Source organism: Roseomonas sp. CCTCC AB2023176 (assembly GCF_042259275.1).
Classification (GTDB): domain Bacteria; phylum Pseudomonadota; class Alphaproteobacteria; order Acetobacterales; family Acetobacteraceae; genus Roseomonas.
Genome location: NZ_CP170086.1, coordinates 4,255,627 through 4,273,839, shown reverse-complemented (window position 1 = coordinate 4,273,839; position 18,213 = coordinate 4,255,627). Strand labels below are relative to the sequence as shown.

General features: G+C 71.2%; 24 protein-coding genes. 17 read left to right on the top strand and 7 right to left on the bottom strand.

What is annotated here, in order from left to right; all coding sequences use genetic code 11:
- Positions 1 to 4 precede the first annotated feature (4 nt).
- Complete coding sequence (locus ACE7GA_RS21450) at positions 5 to 1,009, top strand: DUF4340 domain-containing protein (protein WP_376091289.1); 1,005 nt, start codon at positions 5 to 7, stop codon at positions 1,007 to 1,009.
- Positions 1,006 to 1,440, top strand: a complete 435-nt coding sequence (locus ACE7GA_RS21445; protein WP_376100452.1) for an NUDIX hydrolase — start codon at positions 1,006 to 1,008, stop codon at positions 1,438 to 1,440. Before ACE7GA_RS21450 ends, ACE7GA_RS21445 begins: the two co-directional genes overlap by 4 nt.
- On the opposite strand, the gene msrP is transcribed toward ACE7GA_RS21445, so the two are convergent.
- Both msrP and ACE7GA_RS21435 read right to left on the bottom strand, forming a co-directional pair.
- Complete coding sequence (gene msrP / locus ACE7GA_RS21440) at positions 1,434 to 2,366, bottom strand: protein-methionine-sulfoxide reductase catalytic subunit MsrP (RefSeq protein WP_376091286.1); 933 nt, start codon at positions 2,364 to 2,366, stop codon at positions 1,434 to 1,436. The two genes, ACE7GA_RS21445 and msrP, sit on opposite strands and share 7 nt — an antisense overlap.
- A 78-nt stretch (positions 2,367 to 2,444) precedes the next feature.
- Positions 2,445 to 2,726, bottom strand: a complete 282-nt coding sequence (locus ACE7GA_RS21435; protein ID WP_376091283.1) for a hypothetical protein — start codon at positions 2,724 to 2,726, stop codon at positions 2,445 to 2,447.
- A 103-nt stretch (positions 2,727 to 2,829) separates the two neighbouring features.
- Here ACE7GA_RS21435 and ACE7GA_RS21430 point away from each other — a divergent pair, with 103 nt between their 5' ends.
- Together ACE7GA_RS21430 and ACE7GA_RS21425 are read left to right on the top strand one after the other, a co-directional pair.
- Positions 2,830 to 3,954 carry a glycosyltransferase gene (locus ACE7GA_RS21430; protein ID WP_376091280.1) on the top strand — a complete coding sequence of 375 codons (1,125 nt, stop codon included), beginning with the start codon at positions 2,830 to 2,832 and terminating at the stop codon, positions 3,952 to 3,954.
- A gap of 257 nt (positions 3,955 to 4,211) precedes the next feature.
- Complete coding sequence (locus ACE7GA_RS21425) at positions 4,212 to 5,426, top strand: class I SAM-dependent methyltransferase (RefSeq protein ID WP_376091277.1); 1,215 nt, start codon at positions 4,212 to 4,214, stop codon at positions 5,424 to 5,426.
- Between the two features lie 313 nt (positions 5,427 to 5,739).
- Here the strand turns inward: ACE7GA_RS21425 and ACE7GA_RS21420 are convergent, their stop codons facing one another.
- Positions 5,740 to 6,909, bottom strand: coding sequence for an acyltransferase family protein (locus tag ACE7GA_RS21420; protein WP_376091274.1), 1,170 nt, complete (start codon positions 6,907 to 6,909; stop codon positions 5,740 to 5,742).
- A 721-nt stretch (positions 6,910 to 7,630) separates the two neighbouring features.
- Between ACE7GA_RS21420 and ACE7GA_RS21415 the strand changes: the two genes are divergently transcribed.
- The 3 genes from ACE7GA_RS21415 to ACE7GA_RS21405 all read left to right on the top strand — a co-directional run bounded on the left by ACE7GA_RS21415 (position 7,631) and on the right by ACE7GA_RS21405 (position 9,599).
- Positions 7,631 to 8,011, top strand: coding sequence for a hypothetical protein (locus ACE7GA_RS21415; protein WP_376091271.1), 381 nt, complete (start codon positions 7,631 to 7,633; stop codon positions 8,009 to 8,011).
- Positions 8,008 to 8,970 (top strand): tyrosine-type recombinase/integrase, encoded by a 963-nt coding sequence (locus ACE7GA_RS21410; protein WP_376091268.1) that lies wholly within the window; start codon positions 8,008 to 8,010, stop codon positions 8,968 to 8,970. The genes ACE7GA_RS21415 and ACE7GA_RS21410 overlap by 4 nt, the downstream gene beginning before the upstream one ends.
- A gap of 269 nt (positions 8,971 to 9,239) precedes the next feature.
- Entirely contained in the window at positions 9,240 to 9,599 is a 360-nt protein-coding gene (locus ACE7GA_RS21405) for a hypothetical protein (protein WP_376091265.1), read from the top strand.
- A 2-nt stretch (positions 9,600 to 9,601) separates the two neighbouring features.
- Here the strand turns inward: ACE7GA_RS21405 and ACE7GA_RS21400 are convergent, their stop codons facing one another.
- The 4 genes from ACE7GA_RS21400 to ACE7GA_RS21385 all read right to left on the bottom strand — a co-directional run bounded on the left by ACE7GA_RS21400 (position 9,602) and on the right by ACE7GA_RS21385 (position 11,528).
- Positions 9,602 to 9,997, bottom strand: a complete 396-nt coding sequence (locus tag ACE7GA_RS21400) for a hypothetical protein (protein WP_376091262.1) — start codon at positions 9,995 to 9,997, stop codon at positions 9,602 to 9,604.
- Positions 9,994 to 10,704, bottom strand: a complete 711-nt coding sequence (locus tag ACE7GA_RS21395) for a hypothetical protein (protein ID WP_376091259.1) — start codon at positions 10,702 to 10,704, stop codon at positions 9,994 to 9,996. The genes ACE7GA_RS21400 and ACE7GA_RS21395 overlap by 4 nt, the downstream gene beginning before the upstream one ends.
- Before the next feature lie 288 nt (positions 10,705 to 10,992).
- Positions 10,993 to 11,259, bottom strand: coding sequence for a hypothetical protein (locus ACE7GA_RS21390; RefSeq protein ID WP_376091256.1), 267 nt, complete (start codon positions 11,257 to 11,259; stop codon positions 10,993 to 10,995).
- A complete protein-coding gene (locus ACE7GA_RS21385; protein WP_376091253.1) occupies positions 11,256 to 11,528 on the bottom strand; it encodes a multiprotein-bridging factor 1 family protein in 273 nt (90 codons plus the stop codon). Before ACE7GA_RS21385 ends, ACE7GA_RS21390 begins: the two co-directional genes overlap by 4 nt.
- 107 nt (positions 11,529 to 11,635) lie before the next feature.
- Here ACE7GA_RS21385 and ACE7GA_RS21380 point away from each other — a divergent pair, with 107 nt between their 5' ends.
- From ACE7GA_RS21380 to ACE7GA_RS21335, 10 genes are all read left to right on the top strand, one after another.
- Complete coding sequence (locus ACE7GA_RS21380) at positions 11,636 to 12,031, top strand: hypothetical protein (RefSeq protein ID WP_376091250.1); 396 nt, start codon at positions 11,636 to 11,638, stop codon at positions 12,029 to 12,031.
- Positions 12,028 to 12,462 (top strand): hypothetical protein, encoded by a 435-nt coding sequence (locus ACE7GA_RS21375; protein WP_376091247.1) that lies wholly within the window; start codon positions 12,028 to 12,030, stop codon positions 12,460 to 12,462. Before ACE7GA_RS21380 ends, ACE7GA_RS21375 begins: the two co-directional genes overlap by 4 nt.
- A 386-nt stretch (positions 12,463 to 12,848) precedes the next feature.
- Positions 12,849 to 13,142, top strand: coding sequence for a hypothetical protein (locus ACE7GA_RS21370; RefSeq protein ID WP_376091244.1), 294 nt, complete (start codon positions 12,849 to 12,851; stop codon positions 13,140 to 13,142).
- A 168-nt stretch (positions 13,143 to 13,310) separates the two neighbouring features.
- Positions 13,311 to 13,538, top strand: a complete 228-nt coding sequence (locus ACE7GA_RS21365; protein WP_376091241.1) for a hypothetical protein — start codon at positions 13,311 to 13,313, stop codon at positions 13,536 to 13,538.
- Complete coding sequence (locus tag ACE7GA_RS21360; RefSeq protein ID WP_376091238.1) at positions 13,535 to 13,732, top strand: hypothetical protein; 198 nt, start codon at positions 13,535 to 13,537, stop codon at positions 13,730 to 13,732. The genes ACE7GA_RS21365 and ACE7GA_RS21360 overlap by 4 nt, the downstream gene beginning before the upstream one ends.
- Positions 13,729 to 14,220, top strand: a complete 492-nt coding sequence (locus tag ACE7GA_RS21355) for a hypothetical protein (protein WP_376091235.1) — start codon at positions 13,729 to 13,731, stop codon at positions 14,218 to 14,220. Before ACE7GA_RS21360 ends, ACE7GA_RS21355 begins: the two co-directional genes overlap by 4 nt.
- On the top strand, positions 14,217 to 14,525 hold the full coding sequence (locus ACE7GA_RS21350) for a hypothetical protein (RefSeq protein WP_376091232.1): 309 nt from the start codon (positions 14,217 to 14,219) through the stop codon (positions 14,523 to 14,525). The genes ACE7GA_RS21355 and ACE7GA_RS21350 overlap by 4 nt, the downstream gene beginning before the upstream one ends.
- The gene (locus ACE7GA_RS21345) at positions 14,518 to 17,055 is read left to right on the top strand and encodes a hypothetical protein (protein WP_376091229.1); all 2,538 of its coding nucleotides are present in this window, start codon (positions 14,518 to 14,520) and stop codon (positions 17,053 to 17,055) included. The genes ACE7GA_RS21350 and ACE7GA_RS21345 overlap by 8 nt, the downstream gene beginning before the upstream one ends.
- The gene (locus tag ACE7GA_RS21340; protein ID WP_376091226.1) at positions 17,052 to 17,561 is read left to right on the top strand and encodes a hypothetical protein; all 510 of its coding nucleotides are present in this window, start codon (positions 17,052 to 17,054) and stop codon (positions 17,559 to 17,561) included. The genes ACE7GA_RS21345 and ACE7GA_RS21340 overlap by 4 nt, the downstream gene beginning before the upstream one ends.
- A 57-nt stretch (positions 17,562 to 17,618) precedes the next feature.
- Positions 17,619 to 17,909, top strand: a complete 291-nt coding sequence (locus ACE7GA_RS21335; protein WP_376091223.1) for a hypothetical protein — start codon at positions 17,619 to 17,621, stop codon at positions 17,907 to 17,909.
- Positions 17,910 to 18,213: the final 304 nt, after the last annotated feature.

Here is an 18,213-nt window from a genome sequence, read left to right as displayed (position 1 = left end):
GGCGATGCCGGTCAACCGACGTCACCTGATCGGCCTTGGCGGGGCGGCCGCCGTCTCGGTCGGGGCCGCCGCATTCCTCGTCCCGCGCGGCGCCGAGACTCCGGGGACGGACGAGGCAGTCCTCGCCTTCCCGAACCTCGCGCCGCGGCTCGCCGGCGCCCGGAAGGTCGAGATCCGGCAAGGTTCGAACACCCTCGTCCTCGACCGTCAGGGCGAGACCTGGGTCCTCCCCGCGAAGGGCGGCTACCCCGCCCGCGGCGAGCGCGTGCGCGAAATGCTGGCCGGCCTGACCGAACTTCGTCTTGCCGAACGTCGCACCTCCGACCCCGAGGCCCTGGACCGCCTCGGCCTCGGCGAGCCCGGCGCCGCGAACTCCACGGCTGCCCTGCTCCGCGTGCTGGACGGCAACGGCGCGCCGATCGCCGAGCTCATCACGGGCCGACGCCGCATGCGCACCCAGGGCGGCGTGCCGGAGAGCATCTACGTCCGGCGCCCCAGCGAGAATCAATCCTACCTCGCCGAGGGCCGCGTGCCCGTGGACGCCGACTCGCAACTCTGGGTGGACCGGGACGTCGTGAACCTGCCGCGCGAACGCGTGCAGCGCGTCATCTCCGTGCGCGACGGTCGCACGATCGAGATGCTGCGCCAGGGCGGCTCCGACACCCCGCTCTCGATCGTCCTGCCCGGCGACGCCCCGCCGGCCGACGACATCGCGCTGGACGAGGTCTCCCGCGCCTTCGAGGGCCTCACCTTCCTCGACGTCCGCCCCGAAGCACAGATCCCCGGCTCGGAAACCGGCCAGGGCCGCTTCGTCCTGACCGACAACCTCACCGTCAACGCCCGGGTGAACATCGAAGGCGGGGACGTCTGGGTACGCCTGGCCGCGATCGGTGATGAGGAGGCATCGCGCCTGAACGCCCGCTGGCGCGGCTGGGCCTACCAGGTCGGCGCCTGGAAGGCGAAGGCCTTCGCCCCGTCGCTCGACGAACTCCGGGCCCGCAGCAACTGAGCGCGCGGGAATACCCGGACCGCCCCTGGGTCGGCGTCGGGGTCGTCCTGTTCCGCGGGGACGACGTGCTCCTGATCCGCCGCGGGAGGCCGCCGAACGCCGGCGTCTGGTCCATCCCCGGCGGCACGCAGGAACTGGACGAAACCGTCGAGGACGCCGCCCGTCGTGAACTGCGCGAGGAAACCGGACTGACGCCCGGCCCCCTGACCTTCGCCGCCGCCGTGGATATCATCACCCGCGACGCCGAAGGCCGGGTCCGCTTCCACTACACCATCCTGGACTACGCCGCCCGTTGGGCGGGCGGCGATCCCGCGGCCGGGGACGACGCGGATGACGCGCGCTTCTTCACGCCCGCCGAACTCGCCGCCCTACCCCTTTGGTCCGAGACACGCCGGGTGATCGCCGAGGCGCGCCGGTGCCTGGATCAGTAGAAGATCCGCTGGTTCATCACGCTGCTGTAGAGCGGCGCGACGAATTCCTCGTAGCCGTTGAACAGGCGGGTCGCCACCCGCTCGTTCGTGCCGAGCAACCGCTCGCTCGCCTGGCTCCAGCGGGGATGGGCGACCTGCGGGTTCACGTTGGCCCAGAAGCCGTATTCGGCGGGCTGGATCTGCTCCCAGGTCCCAACCGGCTGCTCGGTCTGGAAGGTCACGCGGATGATGCTCTTCCCCGACTTGAACCCGTACTTCCAGGGGAAGAGGATCCGGATCGGCGCCCCGTTCTGGTTCGGAAGGGGCTTGCCGTACATGCCTGTCGCGACGAAGGAGAGCTCGTTCCGCGCCTCCTCGACCGTGCAGCATTCCTCGTAGGGCCAGGGGACGGCGGGCGAGCGCAGGCCGGGCATGGTGTCGCGCTGCTCGACCGTCGTGAAGACGACGTAGCGCGCCTCGGGCTTCGGGGCGGCGAGCCGGATCAGTTGCGACATCGGGAAGCCGGTCCAGGGCACGGTCATCGCCCAGGCCTCGACGCAGCGGAATCGGTAGATCCGCTCCTCCAGGCTCACCTGCCGCAGCAGGTCCTCCAGGCCGATCTCCCGTTCCCGCTCGACCAGCCCCGCGAACCGGATGGACCACGGCGACGTCCGCATGCGCTGGGCCTGCCGGACCACGTCCTTGCTCGTGTTGAATTCGTAGAAGTTGTTGTAGGTCGTGGCGTCGCGCTCGGCCGTCACGTCCCGCTCGGGGCGGAAGCGCAGGTTGCGCATCGCCTGACCCTGGGCGGAGGCCTCCCCAGGAAGGGCTGCCGCCGCGAGAAGACCTGCCCCTGCCGTCAGCGCGCCGCGACGCCCCATCACGGCCGCCTCCGGTGTCACGGAGGATTCCGGCAGTTCCCAGCCGCGGCGTGAGCGGATCAGCATCGTACTCTCCTGTCGGGCCTCACCCCGAAGGTTGTTCGCGCTGGCCCAGGATCAAGTTACCCCAGTTGGTCCCGCAAGTCAGTGCATGGCCGTCCCTGCACGCTGGCCCGGTTCAGAGACGGAAGCGCTCCCTGGCCCATCCGGGTGCAACTCGGCGCAGCGCAGCAGCCGGCCCGCCTGCTCGACGAAGCGGAACCGGGTCTCCCGGCCCGGGGCATCCTCCAGCCGCGTTACTAAAAGGGGACGCCCTCCACCCCGCACGACATCGGTCAGGTGATCCGGCGGGATCAGCGGCGCCCAGGCCGGCCGCGTCACAGGCGAAGGTCTGGTCGCCACGCCCGTCGTGAGCGCGAAGAGCATCGCCGGCCAGCAAAGGGTCGGCGTATCGGCATACGCCGGGGGGCAGCCCAGCTCACGCCACCCCTCCGTTCCCAAGCCCTGCCGCCCGGGCTAAGCCCGGGCCGTGCCGAACCACCTCGCCGGAGCGGAGCCGGCCGGGCGCCCGGCCGAACTGACCGTCGTCATCCCTTGCTACCAGGAGGCCCCGAACGTCCGGCCGATGGTCGAGCGGCTGACGGCCGCCCTGGCCGGCATCGCCTGGGAAGCCGTCTTCGTGGACGACGACAGCCCGGACGGCACCGCCGCCGAGGCCCGTGCCGTCGCGGCAACCGACCCGCGCATCCGGGCCATCCGGCGGATCGGCCGACGTGGCTTGGCCTCGGCCGTGATCGAGGGCGCCCTCTCCTCCTCCGCCCCTTACGTCGCGGTGCTGGACGGCGACCTGCAGCACGACGAAACGATCCTACCCGCCATGCTCCAGGCCGTGCGGGCGGGGGCGGAGGTCGCGATCGGCAGCCGCCATGTGGCCGGCGGTGAGGCGGCCGGCGGCTTCTCCGCCGCGCGCGTGGCGGTCAGCGACGCCGGCACCCGCCTCGCCGCACTCCTGCTTCCCACTCCCGTCAGCGACCCGATGAGCGGCTTCTTCCTGATGCCCGGCCCGCTCTTCGAAGCCCTGGCCCCGCGGCTCTCCGGCCGCGGCTTCAAGATCCTGCTGGACCTGCTGCTCTCGGCCCGCCGGCCGCTCCGGGTCGCTGAAATTCCCTACAGCTTCCGTCCCCGGACGGCCGGCGCTTCGAAGCTGGACGCGACCGTCCTGCTGGAATTCCTCGGCTTGCTCCTCGACAAGGCCCTCGGCGGTTGGCTTCCCTGGCGCTTCGTGTCCTTCGCCGCGGTCGGCGCGGTTGGTGTTCTCGTGCACCTCGTCGTGCTCGGGCTCGCGGTCCGGGGGCTGGGCATCGGGTTCACGGCGGCCCAGTGGGCGGCGACCCTCGTCGCCATGACCGCGAACTTCCACCTGAACAACCGGATCACCTACCGGGACATGCGGCTGCGCGGACGACGGCTGTGGCAGGGGCTGCTCCTCTTCTACGCCGTGTGCACCGTGGGGGCGGTCGCGAACGTGGGCATCGCCGGGCTGCTGCTGCGCGACGGGCTGGTCGGGTGGGGGGTCGCGGGGGCCGCCGGGGCCTTGCTGACCGGCGTCTGGAACTACGCCGTGTCCTCCACCCTCGTGTGGCGCACGCGTTGAGGGCGCGCGGATGCGAACCCGCGCCGGGCTCGCGGCGCCGGAGCGGCCGGCCGGAGCGGCCGGTCGGAGCGTTTCCGTGCCGACGTCTTGGCGACAGCGGCGCGCAACCCGTGGCGGCGCGGTGTCGGCAAGGTCCCCCCCGTCAAGCCGGCTCGACCGCCGCGGCCTGCGGACGTGTCGACAATACGGACGCACCGGCCGCCTTCTTCTGACGCGGCGGCCATGTTACCGCTTTAGAACGTTAGGGGTACGCCAAAATGTCTGATGGTCGCCGGGGGCGGGGCGGATGGCTCGCCGGCAAGGGTTTTCGGGAGAGACTTCTGCGGCAGGTCGGCGCCGGCAGCCTCTACGACGAAATGGCCCGTCTTCGGGCTGCCCTTGTCGAACAGCGCCGGGAGATCGAGCGGCAAGCGGCAGCGGCTGCGGAAGCCAGTCGTGACGCCGAGCTCGCCGCGCGGAACAGCGCGCTGGCGGTGCGTCAGGCCCAGGAGGACGCGCGCCGGGCGACCGCGGACGCCGCGGACCGGGTTGCCGCAGCCGAGGAGCACGTCGCGCACGCCGACGAGCGCCTGGCCGCCGCCAAAGCCACGAGCGCCCGGTACCGGGCGGAGCGGGATGCGGAGGCGGCTGGTCTTCGCCACTACCTTGACCTTCGCGACGCGGGCAAGTTGATCGAGATGGACTACGCGGTCCGTCCGCGCAGCCGCCACGGATGGGGCAGGCCCCCGCATGCGCAGCTGCTCGCCGGGCTCCGACGGGGTAACGAACGGTACAAGACCGTTTTGGAAAGCTTCCTCCCCCTCGTGGATCAGGCGGCGGAGATCGCAGCAGGGCCTGGCGAGTCGGGCCAGCCGCATTGGTTGAACGATTGGTTCCCGGCGTTCGACGCGATATCCCTTTACGGCTTCATCGCCACCCGCCGACCGAGACGCTTCGTCGAGATCGGGTCGGGAAACTCCACGCTCTTCGCCCGGCGAGCCATCTCCGACTTCGCGCTACCGACGCGGATTGTCTCGCTCGACCCCAATCCACGCGCGGACATCGATGCGATCTGCGACGAGGTCGTCCGCGAGCCACTCGAGGAGGTCGCGCCCGCGTTCTGGGACGAGGTGACGGCGGAGGACATCGTGTTCTTCGACGGTAGCCACCGCGCGTTCCAGAACAGCGATGTGACGGTGTTCTTCACCGAGGTCCTGCCGGCGCTGGCCGTCGGGACCCTCGTGGGCATCCACGACATCTTCCTGCCGTTAGATTACCCGCCGGTTTGGGTCGAGCGCTACTACAACGAGCAGTATCTTCTGGCTTGCTGGCTGCTCGCCGGCGAGAGGCTGAGGGTAGAACTGCCGGTGAAGCATTGCACCGAAACCCCGGACCTGCATGGGGTCCTGACGCCGCTATGGAGCAAGCCAGCGCTCGCTGGCGCCGCCCATATCGGCGGCTGCTTCTGGTTCACCATCACGGAACGCAGCTGACCTCGCCCAAGAGGGCGTTGGCTGCTTTTCCGTGGATGCGGGGAACGGACGCACGTCTGTCGGCGTTGCTCTTCGACGCCCGTTTCGCTGCGTGGGCATCCCGGACAGTACGGAAGGCCTGCCAGACGATGGCATGGCACTGGCCGGTGAAGCGGCTGCCCACCGGGTCATCGCTCCGCTTCGGCGGGCGAACGCACGCCCCGAGCCGTCGCTGGATCGGCGCGGGCGCTGAGCCGCGCGAACCATCCTTCCGCCGCCTTGCGGTACCCGGCGCATACGATCCGCGCCGCCCCGGCGGGAACGGATCCAGGCCTTACGGCATCCTAGCCTGCGGTGCGGCGGCAATGGCTTCCGCCGCCCTGCGCCCCGCCGCTCGCGTCGGAAGCTCGATCCATCGGTAAGCGCCGCAGCACGCTGTGAGCGCGACGGCAGCCAGGAGAGTGATGCAGGTCACGCCGACCAAGTCCGGCTCGGCCGCCTGCGATCCGAATCTACGCCATGCGAGCTGTGCGGCGGTGAAGGCCAGCAGGTGCCAGAGGTAGAGCGTATAGGACCTCTCCCCGATCGCGTTGAGACAACGCGAGAGCCAGCCGAAATGCTGGAACGCTCCCCCGTCCAGGCTGGCAACGAGAACGGGCAAGACCGCCAACAGAAGCGTCGTGCTGGTGGTGATGCCGGAAGCCGGCGCAACGGCAGGCGACAACACGAGGCCGATGATCGAAAGACCGAGGACCAGACCCCCGACGATGCGGCCAAACTGCCGGCGGCTGACCCACGGTCTTTCCGAGACCCAGGACACCAGCACGCCCCAGAACAGCCCATCCACGCGGAACCACCAAGGCAGATGGCGAAAATCGGAGCGATCGATCCATGCGAAAGCCAGGATAACGCCGAGGGAAGATGCGGGCAGGACTCGCGAGCGGTGGAAGCCGAGCATCAGCAACGGAAGAACCACGTAGAACTGCTCTTCGAGCGACAAGCTCCAGAAATGTGCGAGGAGGGTAATGGGACGCCCCTCCGTCACCTGCCGATAGGCCCACAGATTCATGTAGTTCAGGAGCCCAGCCAGAGCGGCCTGGACATAGCTTCGCGTATCGCCAGTGGCCGGTAGGGGCGGCTCGTGGCCGATAGCGGCGACGAAGGCGAGGGTTGCGGCGACGGCGAGCGCGGCGGCGGGCCAAAGCCGGAAGGCGCGCCGGACCCAGAAGCGCAGGACAACCGAGGCTGGGTGTCTTCCCGCTTCGCTGCGCAGCTCGGTCGCAAGCGAACGGGTGATGACGAAGCCGCTGATGACGAAGAACAGGTCCACGCCGTAGCCGAAGCCGTACGGCCCCACGACCCTGAAGGCGGCATCGGCCCAGGGGTACAGGAAAGGCAGGTGAGCCACGAGGACTAACAGGATCGAAACCCCCCGGAGGGTTTGGATGTCGGCGATAACGGCGTTCGCTGCGCGGGGAACGGGCGGGGGCAGAATCTCGCTCAATCCAGAAGCCCCCGGGTCGGCCCGATCAGCGACCCCGTTCCGGCGAGGCGCCATACCTCCGCGCCCCGGCGTCCTACCCGCAAGGACGGCAGCGCGGCAAGGCGGCGTGCCCCATATGCAGCAGTCCACCTCCAACGATGACCCTACGGCACCCGAAGCTGCGGGATGGCGCGTTCAACCTGCCTCTGACCCGGCTGCGGCTCGGGACGCAGTGCGAGCGGCAGGCGGCCTCATGCCACCACCGATGCATTCCCCTGGGCGGCCCTCCTTTGGCGCAACCACTGGCTAAGCCACGCGAATGGCTACTCCGGGACGCCGACTCATTCCCGGCCCGTGCCGCCGCACGCGGCCCGCATGCGTCAGGTCGGGGACCGGTCAGCATCGTCGGGGTAGCCAGGCGCCCGCACCGGCACTTTCGCGGCTGTCTCCGCGGCGATGCCGAGGAGGGCTGGCGCGGTCCGGACGGAGGCTGGCCCAGACACCCAGTCAGTCTTCGGCCAAACTTGGTGCGCCCGCTGGGGCTCGAACCCAGGACCCCAAGATTAAAAGGCACCGAAGCAGCTTCCGTGGGGTCCCGCACGCCTCCCGCCCCGTCCTGCTTCTCTCTGTGCTCTCTCCGCACGGTCCCGAAAACTTCCGCTTGCATCCGCACTGAGTGTCCGGGCAATGTCCGGGCTAGCCCGAAGACTGCGGCCGGGCAGGATCGGGAGGCGCGGGGCGGATGGAACGGTCTTCCGAAACGGCACGGATCACGCGGGCGACGATCGCCGCCGCTGACCGCCGCCGCCGCCCCGACTTCCGGTTGGTGATCCGCGACGCGGAGTGCCGCGGCCTGGCGCTGGTGGTGAACCCCACCGGCATGACGTGGAACGTCTCCTACCGGCCCCGCGGAACGAAGCCGGATGGCACACGCCCCGCCATGCGGGAACTGGTGATCGGCAGCCCTGCCGCCATGTCGCCCGACGAGGCGCGCGCTGCGGCGGCGAAGGTGAAGGACGGAGCAAAGGGGGCAGCGACCCTACGGGCGAACGCCGGGCGGCCATCGCGAGGGCGGCCCGGGAGCGCGCTTCAACGGTCGCGGCGCTGGTGGACGAATACGTGACCGCCTTGCCCGGACGGCCGAAGATGCGCGGGACGGGCCTCCTCTCTCCCGCGGTCGTGGCGGCCGAGACGCAGAACCTCCGCGCCGCGGTCGCGACGATGAAGGCAGGCAACCTCCCGGTCACCGCAGTGGGCGCGACCGAACTCCGGGCGCTGCTGAAGGCGGAGGCGGCCCGGCCTGCGGTGGCCCGGCATCGCTTCGGCGCCGTCTCGCGCTTCCTCGACTGGTGCCATGACGAGGGGGCAATCACGATCAACCCGTGCCTCGCGATCGGCAAGGCGCGCCGGCCGCGCCCGCCGAAGGCTCGGACGCATCACCTTGGCATCGCGGACCTTGCCCGGCTCTGGCACGCGGCCGGCTCCGCTGCGGAGGATGCCCGTGTGTCGGCCTTTGGTCCTCTACATCGCGACCTCGCGCGGTTCCTGATGGCCGTTCCCGCACGCCGGAATGAGGCCGCGACCTTGGATTGGTCGCACCTCGATTTGCAGGCGGGTGCCTGGACCATGCCGGGCAAGCTGACGAAAAACGGCGATCCGCACCGGCTCCCCCTCCCAGGGATCGCGCTCGAGATCCTGCGCACGCGACATGCTGCGGCCGACAATCCGGCAACCGGGCTGGTGTTCCCTTCCCCCAAAGCGGCGAAAGCTGTGGCGTCGTGGTCGGACATGAAGGCTGCGCTGGATCAGGCGGCGGACCTGACCGGCTGGCGCTGGCACGACTTCCGCCGTTCCTTCGTCACCGCGCTGGCGGAGGCCGGCGTCGCGGAGGCGGTGGCCGACGCGATGCTGAACCATCGTCAGGCGGCGACCCGCGGCGGCGTGCTGGGCGTCTATCAGCAAGCCCGGCGCCGGCCGGAACAGGAAGCGGCAATGCGGCGGTGGGACGAACTGCTGACCGCGGCCATCACGGGCCGGCCGCCGCGCGAGGCGGTGGTGATCCCGATGGGCACCCGCGCTTGAGGGACACACCCCGGATTCCGCGCGACATGCGGACGAATGACCCCGAAGGCATCGGGGGGCATCGGGGGGCATCGGGGGGTGCCCTGCCTCCTAAGCCACGCCACGCCCCGCTGCGCCCCGTTCTCGAACGCACCGCCGAAGCGCCGCCGCGGAGGGGCATCGGGGGGGCATCGGGGGTGGCATCGGGGGTCCCGGTCAGCGCCGTGCGGACCCTCACCTGATCGGCCGGGGCGTCCCGCCCCTGCCCTTCCGCGCCGGGGCGGCCCTTGGTGGCCGGCCGGAAGGCCCGCGAGCCGCTGCTGACGCGCTGGCACAATGTGAAGGTCATGGGCGCCGGCACGATCGGGTGGGAGCGCGACGGCCGGCGGGCGTGGAAGGGTGCCGAGGAGATGCAGCGGCCGTGGCGCCTGGCGCTGGTGAGGGCGGAGCTGCCGGGCGACCTGGCCCCGTACGCGCTACGGCACTCCTTGATCGTCTGCGGGCTGAAGGCCGGGCTGCCGGTGCGGCTGGTCGCGGCCGCGCACGACACGTCGGTCGCGATGATCGAGAAGCACTACGGGGCCTTCATCGTGGACGCGGCGGAGGAGCTGCTGAGACGGGCGGCGGTGCCGTTGGTGCAGGGTACTTGAGATCAGCTCATCTGCTCCAGGCGCACCGACTTCATCGGTAGCTCGAACATGGCACCGCCGCCGACCGTTTCGGCCACCCTCTCCATGCTGGGCCAGAGCACGATGAGCCGCTCGGCCTGCTTCGTCACAGGGGCTTTCGCGAGACCGGCCGAGAGGAACATTCCGATCAGGCGAGATGATCGGAAGGCGAGGTACTCCGCACGGTTCTTGCGAATCCGCCGATCGGCTGACACGACAACCCAGCGCCCCTCCCGATTGAGGGCGTCAATCCAATCCACATCGGAAATGTTCGGCGCAAACTTTTCGCGAAGCGCTACGACTTCGTGCTCGGGTCTGAATAACTCTCGAAGGGCTCTTGCCAATGCAGGAGATAGGTTGTGGTCGAAGAAGACCCTCACGCCGCAAGCAAAGATCGTTCGAAGGCCATTGCGTCACGCACGGCGCCAGGGCTGACATTGTAGAGGTAGGCTACCCGCTGCTCGGATTTCTCGGCCTTCACCGCGTCGGCCAGTGCGATCGTCGGGACGCCGTACCTGCTGGTCACCGGCTGTCCAAAAGACCTTTTGGGATCCACGACGATGGAGCTCTTACCATTGAAGGGACGCCATCTCGCGACGGCATCGTCCTCAATGTCGAGGTCCTTGAACGTGCGTTCGATGACTTGCTTGATGACGAACTGGTGCCGTCGTAGATCGAGCAACGCGCCATCGTTCGCGCCGGTAAGGCTTTCTAGGAAGATGGTCTTTCCATCGGTCTTGAACCGGCGCGTCGAGAATGGACGATCGTCGTCTGTCGCAGCGCGGGCGAGCTGGATGCAGTGCCGGACGGTCCGTAGACTGACGCCAGCCTTAAGGAAAGCCTGCACGAAGCGGAGTTCGATCAGGTCACGGAAGCTGAGCTCGAGGTGCTTCTCACCGCGAGGAAGATGAGGCTCCCAAAGCGGGGCCATCTCGACGTCTCGCTCGCCGGTACTGAACTGGTAACCGCCAAGCCACCGGTTGATGTTCTTCGCCGGAATGCGAAGCAAGCGCGCGACCTCGGGCGCGGTGTAGAAACCGACGCCGAGGGGGCTGGGGCGCACCGGGTCTGCAACGAAATCGAGCATCGGCCTAAGCAACGCTACCGCGTGGGCGAAGGTAACACCATTGGGGGGTCTGCCCGTAGCTCTCCACCCTTCCTCAGCCTCACCCCCGGCGCATCCCCGCCCGTGAACTCCACGCCGGCGCCTTCCAGCGCGGCACACATCGCGGAAACGACGTCGGCCCGCTGCTCCTGTCCTCGCTCCTCGAAGCGAGCCACGGATCGCTCAGACGTCTCGACCCGGGAGGCAAGGCGGCCCCTCGTCCACCCCAGCAACTCGCGCGCGGCCCGGCACTGTTCGGGCGTCACGGCGTTAGTCCTCGCTCTCCCGGTAGGCGAGCGCCCTCGCAGTCGCCGCCTGCATTGCCTCCTCGGCCGACATGCTGCCGGCGACGTCGATCTCCTCTTCCGCGTCGCTGTCTTCGGGGTCCTTCTGCACGACCTCCCAAAACCACGGCTCGGTCGGGTTGCCTGGATCGGGGCGCACGCGCAGCAGCAATGGCACCTCGCCGGGTCTGCCGAGCAGGGATCGCGTCCAGGTCTCGCCGTCCGCTGAGGTCCAACCCGGGGCGTGCGTCATGCCCCGTCGCCTTCCAGCCGTTTCCGCAGCCGGACGCCGGGTGCATCGCCGTCGGTGAATTCGACGCCGGCGGCTTCGAGGGCGGTGCAGATGGCGGCGAGGGTCGCGCGACGCGGAGCGACCTCCTCGTTCTCGAAGCGATCGAGTGTGCGGATCGGGACACCACTCTCCGCGGCCAGCCTTTCCCGCGACCATGCAAGCAAGCCACGCCCCGCCCGGACCTGAGCCGCGATAGCGGCGGGATTCCCGTCAGATGATGTTGCACTCACCCAGCAACAGTGGCAGGTTTCCCGCCGCTACGGAAGTAGCGGCCGAACGTCGGGGGTAGGAGCCCGGCGCCCGGCCTGACCACCACCGCTCGTCAGGAGAGCAGGCTATGGCTGAGCATGTGTACGCGGTGCCGCTGGGCGTCGCTAGAAGAGTGCGCGCGTCCTCGGAGAGGCGCCGCGCGAGAAGATGCATCCCCATTACGGGAGCCCCCATCGCTCGCATCGTCCTCCCGCCTGCCGTCCGCGCGCAGCTGGAGGACTACGTCGAGCGCGCCCTCGCCATCCTCGACGCCGCGGACGGCGACCCGGACTTCGAACCCGACGACCACGACTGCTGCGCGGCGGCCGACGACGACCTCTCCTCGCATCCGTGGCGCCAGCGCGCTAACGACTGGGCGCCTGGCACCCCGGAAGACGCGGAGCCCGACACCGACGACGAAGCCTCGTGCTGCGCCACCACCCTCGTGCCTGATTGGTTCGCCCCGCGGGAGTCCCGCGCGTGACCGCCCCGACCCGTCGCGGCGCGCTCGCCACCCTGTCCGCGCTCCTCGCGTTGGCGGCACCCGCGGAGGCCTTCGTCTGGCCCGCGCCGCTGCCACCGCCGCCACCGCCAGGCGCCCACCCCGACGCCGAACTGATCCGGCTCTGCGCCGCCTACGTCGAGGCCGTGGATGCCTACAACCGGGACGGCGGCCACCTCGAATGCGAGGACGATCCGCTCTGGCACGCCGTCGCGGCGGTGGAGGAACCGCTTGGCGAGTTGGAGCCGCGCACCCTCGCGGGCCTCGCCGCCATGGCACGTGTCGCGCACTTCCTCGCGCAGCAGCCGTGCGGGGAGAACTTCTCCGACAGCTTCACGGGCGATTGGCCGGAACGGGTCGTGCGGGGCGTGCTGACGCTGGCCGCCGTGGCCGACGGCGCGGCCAGCGGCTAATCCGAACGCGGTGGGGCAGGGCCGGCCAGCCCGCGCGGTTTCTGCATCGCGCAGCCTCGCCGCTCCCCATGCGGACGCGCCAGCGTCGCCGCCTTCACCTTCCGCGCATCCCCGCACGCCCTGCCAGGCCCCCAACCGGAGATGCAGATGGACGATCCAACGCTTACGCGGCCTGTGATATCGCAGATTCTCGCCACTTCCCTTGCGCCCACGCGGGCCGGCGCATATGTTCCGATGGAAGCCGTCGCCGGGCTCAACGGGCGCTTCGTGGGCTCCCCCAACGTCATCGGGGGTGAAGGTGCCGCCGACCTCAACGGGCGTTCCGCTGCCGCCGGGCGTTACCGGGCGTTCGCTTCCGCAAGCGTTGTTGCGGGCACCGCGAACCCGTGAGCGCTATCATGCACGCGAACCACCGTGCGGCCGAGCCGCACATCCTTCCTGACCTTTCCGCCCTGCTCCCGACGCTCCCGCCTGCCGTCACCCGACGCCACGGCGCGGAACTACTGCGTCGGCATCTCGGCTTCCCCGTCTCGCCAAGGTCGTTGGAGAGATGGCCGGTGCCGGTGCGGCTGGTGAACGGCAAGGCGACGCTTCCGACGTACCCGCTGTTTGCGGAGGCAGTGAAGCGCATAAACGCCGCCCCTGTCCTGATGGGCGGCAGCGCAAAGGCCGCCGCGTGATCCGCGCGGCCACCCCCCTGAACGAAGCAACCCGCCGCGGCTGATGGGCCGGGCGGGCTGCGGGAACTACACGACTTCCGATCGGGACTACTCGACAACCCGTAGGTAGCGCGCCCCGCGGTGCTTCGCCAGACCTGATTCCGCGGTCCCACAACGAAGGGACCTCATATGGCTGACAAGCTGAATACCACCGGCAAGAGCGGAGGCGGCGCGCTGCTGCCTGCCTGCCGGCTCTACCGAAAAACCAACGCCGCGGGTGCGCCCTACCTCATGGGCCGCCTCGGCGGGCTGCGCGTGCTGATCCTGCCGAAGCGCGACGGCGACGAAGGCGAGCATACGCACAACCTCCTGGTCGCGGAGGCCGGGCAGCGCGACGGCCGGGAGGGTGGCCGATGAAGCGCCGCGCCCTCGCCCACGCGGTCCAGGCCAAACCGACTGCCTCCCCGCGCATCGTCCTATTGGACCTCGCGCGCGATCCGGACGGACTGCCCCGCCCCGCCGTCCTGTTCCCGCACCTCCGCCTGCCGGTGGTGTTCCCGTCCATCCCCGCGGCGCTGGCCGCGATCAACGCCACGGAGGCGCGCGCATGACGGCGCAGCCCGACATGGGGGTGCCGGCTGACGGAACGCCCCTCGCCCATATCGCCGAAGCCCTTGCGCGGCGCGATCTGTCGCCCGGCGCACGTGCGTTCGTCGTGGACCTCCGCCGCAAGGCGTCGCGCTGGCCGCTGACACCGAAGCAGGCGGAGGCGGTGCGCCGGATCGCGGAGGCGCCGCCCCGGCCGGACTACGCCGCGATCAACGCCGCAGCCCTCGCGCGCTTGCCAGACGTTCTGGCGCGGCTGCTGCCGGGCGGCGTCGTGCGCGGGAAGGAATGGGAGTGCGCCGACCTCCGCGGCGGTGCCGGTTCGTCCCTCCGCGTGCGGCTGACGGGCGATCGCGCCGGGTGCTGGTGCGACTTCGCCACGGGGCAGAAAGGCGGTGATCCCGTCTCGCTCGCTGCGGCCGTGACGGGCCTGCCGCCGGACGAAGCGGCGCGCGGCCTGGCCCGCATGCTCGGGACGGAGGGCAGCCGATGATCCGGGCCGTCCATACCCTCACCCACCTGCTGCCGGCGGGCGAGGACGAGAAGCCGCACGCGGTGGCGATCGCGGCCGCCATGGGCCGCACGCCCCACGCGGAGGATCTGAACCGCCTCGCCCCGCCGCGCGGCGTCATGCTGCCGTTCCCGCCGGCTGACGGCACGCACGACGCCGACATGCGGGAAGCCGCAGCGGTCGCGCTTGCGTCCGGCGGAACAGCGGTGGCCTTCACTCGCCCCCACCTCGCGGCAGAAGCCGAACGATGGCTGCGCGAAGCCGCGGAGGGCGCCCGCCATGGCTGACGGCGCCGACGTGTTCGCACCCCTCCCCGACGACGCCGCGGCGTCATGGGACCGCCCGCGTGAGGCCGCCCCGCGGTCCTCCGCCAAGGCCAGCGCCGCCGTCGCCATGCCGGCGCCCATACCCCTGCCCGACGTGATCCGGCACCGCCATCACGGCACCGCCTCCGCCGTTTGGCGCTACCTCGACGCGTCCGGCGCGCTGCTGTTCGCGGTGGCCCGCTTCGACACGCCGGGCGGGAAAGAGGTGCTGCCCTACGTCGTGGCCGCTGGCGGGTGGAGGTGGAAGGCGCCGCCCTCCCCTCGCCCGCTCTACGGTCTCGACGCCCTTGCCGCGCGCCCTGACGCGCCCGTGCTGATCGCGGAGGGGGAGAAGGCGGCCGACGCCGCGGTGGGTCTGTTCCCCGATCACGTGGCGATGACGTGGCCCGGCGGCAGCAACGCGCCGCAGCTCGCGGACTGGTCGCCCCTGGCAGGCCGGGACGTGACCGTGTGGCCCGACAACGACGCAGCGGGCCGGAAGGCCGCGGACGCCGTCGCGAAGGCGCTGGCGGGCGCGGGCGCGGCGTCCGTCGCGGTGGTGGACGTGCCGGAGGACTGGCCGGACGGATGGGACGTGGCAGACCCGCTGCCCGAAGGCGTCACGCCGGACAGGCTGCGGACGTTGCTGGCGGAGGCCGGCGCGGCGGCAGAGGAGTCCGGGCCCGATGCGGAGGACGCCGACGCGGCCACCGACCCCGCCGCCGCCCTTCGCCTCGACGTGGCGCGCGCGGCCGGCATGGACGCGGCGGAATACGCGACCTCGCGCCGTGCCCTCGCCCGCCGACACGGCGTGAGCCTATCCGACCTCGACGCCATGCGGACGGCCCGCCAGCGCGACGACGCAGCTGCCGAACGGGTCCGGCAGGCGGAGGATGCAGCACCGCCCCCCGACGTGGACGGCCGGGGCCGGGCGCGGCTCTACCTCGATCCCGCTGACCTTCCCGACGTGGCCCGCGACCTCGCCGGGCACCTGGCGCGCATCCCGCACCTGTTCGACCGCGGCGGCCCCGTCCGGCTGCGGGAGGACGCCGGAACCGGTGCGATGACGGCGGACCCGCTGACCGCGGACGGCGTGATCGCGGAGGCGCACCGCGTGACCCGGCCCTGGCGCTATGTCCGGGCCGGCGACGCGATGAAGGTCCTCGACGTGACGCTCCCCGATCGCGTCGCGCGGCTCTACCTCGCGGACCCGACCGCATGGGGGCTGCGACCGCTGGCCGGCATCGCCGCGGCGCCGCTGCTGCACGACGACGGCACGATCCACGGCGCGGAGGGATATGACCCGCGTTCCCGCATGTGGTGCCGGGCCGTGCCTGCCCTCGACGTGCCCGCGGAGCCTTCGGAGGACGACGCGCGGGCCGCGCTGCTGACGCTGCGCCGGCACCTCCGCACTTTCGCCTTCGCGGATGCGCCCCGGGCACGCGCTGAGGGGATCGCGGTGGAGGTCGTGGACACGTCCCGGCCGCCTGCCGCCGACGAGTCCGCGGCGCTGGTGGCGCTGCTGACGGCCGTGTGCCGCCCGTCCCTGCCGCTCGCCCCGGGCGCGGTGGTGCGTGCACCGCCCTACTCCGGGTCGGGCACCGGGAAGGGGCTGCTTGTCCGGGTCCTCTGCGGCATCGCGTTCGGTGCCCCGCCCTCCGCCATGACGGCCGGGCAGGACGCGGCCGAACTCGACAAGCGGCTCACTGCGGCCCTGATCGGCGCGGCGCCCGTGCTGTTCCTCGACAACCTGAACGCCACCGCCCTCAAGTCCGACGTGCTGGCCTCCGCCATCACGGAAAGCCCGGCGGAGGTGCGGCGTCTCGGGCGATCGGAGGTGGTGAGGCTGAACCCCTCCGCCTTCGTCGCGATCACCGGGAACGGCCTGCGGCTGTCGGAGGACATGGCCCGGCGCTTCCTCGCGGTGGAACTCGACGCCGGGTTGGAGGACCCCGAAGCCCGCGCCTTCCCGGGCGACATTGTGGCCGACACGCTGGCCGACCGCGCGCGGCTGCTGTCGGCGGCCCTGACCGTGTGGCGGTGGGGGCGCCAGCGCGGGGCAGCCCTCAAGCCCGGCAAGCCTATGGGGTCCTTCGGGACGTGGGCGCGTTGGTGCCGCGATCCGCTGCTTGCCTTGGGCTGCCAGGACCCGGCGGTGCGGATTGCGGAGGCGAAGGCGGCCGACCCGCGGCGGCAGGCGATCGGGGAACTGTTCGCCGCGTGGTGGGCGACGCACGGGACCGCGGAGGTGACGATCGCTGCGCTGGCCGATGCGGTGAAGGTGATCGCGGACCCGGCGGGGCGGGGGCGGCAATACCTCGCGACCCGGATTGCGGGCCTCGCCGGCACGCGCGCGGGCGGCTTCGTCCTGATGGTGCACCGCCCCGAAGGCCGGCACTCGCCGGACCGCTACAGCCTCCGCGAGACGGCACCCGCGTCGCCGGCCAGCATGGGGGGTGACGCATCGCCGCGTGAGGAACCGACTGCCGGGCCGTGGGGTGCTGAACTGTGAGCGCCGCGGCAGCCCTGGCGCGTGCGGAGGCGGCGGGCATCGCCTTCCGCCTCGACGGTGGCCGCGTGCGGATGGAGGCCGCCAGGCCACCGCCCGACGACGTGCTGGCCGACCTCCGCCGCTATCGGGAGGACGTGGCGCACCTGCTGACGATGCGGGAGGCATTGCGGAAGCCCGCAGGCTTTTCTGCGCGGTACGCGTGCGCGCGTGAGGCAAGGCCGGACGACCCCGAAGCCGCCGCGATGGCCGCGCACTACGCCGCGCCGCCCTCGCCTGCCCCCTACACGCCGGCCAGCGCAGATCCGCTGCGGGACGGGCTGCGGCGCGCGGCGATGCTGCGCCCGCCCGCATGGGCCGACGCTGCCGCCATCCCCTCCCCCGGGGCGCGCTGCTCTTGCTGCGTCGGGCATCGGTGGTGGCGCGAGACGCACGCCCCGACCGGCTGGCGCTGTACCACCTGCCATCCCGCGCCGCCGGGCATGAACACGGTGGAGGTTTCGACGTGAGGGCGCGCGACACGTCACCTCAGAATAGAGCCGAAAACAGCGGAGAGGGCGCACACCATGACGGATGAGGGGACGGCAGAGACGCGGCGCGAAGCTGCGCGGCGCCGGTCGGAAGAATGGCGAGAACGTCGCCGCCGCGGCGAGATGGTGGTGTCCGTGACGGTCGGGCGGGAGGCCGTGTGGGGGCTGCGGCGTCTCGGCCTGATCGCATCTGGCGCGGAGCGCGACCACGCGGCGGTAGCAGACGCGGCGGCGCACTTCGTCACCCTCGCGCCCTCCATCGCGGCAATGGGCGAGGCGCTGTTCCCACGCGGAGTGACCCTGCCAGGGGATGCCGATGGCGCGTGACCATTCGCGACCGATCGGGCGGCCAGCGCTGCCAACGCCGGGCAGCAATGCCCCGCACGGCTGGCGCGGCTACCGCCTCGCCCGCGACCTCGAGGTGCCGAAGTCAGGACCGCGCCGGCATGGGAACTGGCGCCATGGGGAGCGGAGCAAGGAAGCCATCGCGTCAGGCCGGCGGGCGCGCGCACTTATCCAATGGATTCTTGGCCGCGCGAACGTAGCAGCGCCGCCGCACCCGACGGAGCCGCAAGGGTGGCGCGTCTTCGCTGCGGCGCGGTTGCGGCACGGCGATATTCCGCGCGATGCG

Coding starts and splice junctions, on each gene's coding strand:
- ACE7GA_RS21450 (WP_376091289.1), top strand. CDS start 5: ATGCCGGTCAACCGACGTCACCTGATCGGCCTTGGCGGGGCGGCCGCC.
- msrP (WP_376091286.1), bottom strand. CDS start 2,366: ATGCTGATCCGCTCACGCCGCGGCTGGGAACTGCCGGAATCCTCCGTG.
- ACE7GA_RS21435 (WP_376091283.1), bottom strand. CDS start 2,726: ATGCTCTTCGCGCTCACGACGGGCGTGGCGACCAGACCTTCGCCTGTG.
- ACE7GA_RS21425 (WP_376091277.1), top strand. CDS start 4,212: ATGTCTGATGGTCGCCGGGGGCGGGGCGGATGGCTCGCCGGCAAGGGT.
- ACE7GA_RS21415 (WP_376091271.1), top strand. CDS start 7,631: ATGGAACGGTCTTCCGAAACGGCACGGATCACGCGGGCGACGATCGCC.
- ACE7GA_RS21395 (WP_376091259.1), bottom strand. CDS start 10,704: ATGCTCGATTTCGTTGCAGACCCGGTGCGCCCCAGCCCCCTCGGCGTC.
- ACE7GA_RS21390 (WP_376091256.1), bottom strand. CDS start 11,259: ATGACGCACGCCCCGGGTTGGACCTCAGCGGACGGCGAGACCTGGACG.
- ACE7GA_RS21380 (WP_376091250.1), top strand. CDS start 11,636: ATGGCTGAGCATGTGTACGCGGTGCCGCTGGGCGTCGCTAGAAGAGTG.
- ACE7GA_RS21365 (WP_376091241.1), top strand. CDS start 13,311: ATGGCTGACAAGCTGAATACCACCGGCAAGAGCGGAGGCGGCGCGCTG.
- ACE7GA_RS21360 (WP_376091238.1), top strand. CDS start 13,535: ATGAAGCGCCGCGCCCTCGCCCACGCGGTCCAGGCCAAACCGACTGCC.
- ACE7GA_RS21355 (WP_376091235.1), top strand. CDS start 13,729: ATGACGGCGCAGCCCGACATGGGGGTGCCGGCTGACGGAACGCCCCTC.
- ACE7GA_RS21350 (WP_376091232.1), top strand. CDS start 14,217: ATGATCCGGGCCGTCCATACCCTCACCCACCTGCTGCCGGCGGGCGAG.
- ACE7GA_RS21345 (WP_376091229.1), top strand. CDS start 14,518: ATGGCTGACGGCGCCGACGTGTTCGCACCCCTCCCCGACGACGCCGCG.
- ACE7GA_RS21335 (WP_376091223.1), top strand. CDS start 17,619: ATGACGGATGAGGGGACGGCAGAGACGCGGCGCGAAGCTGCGCGGCGC.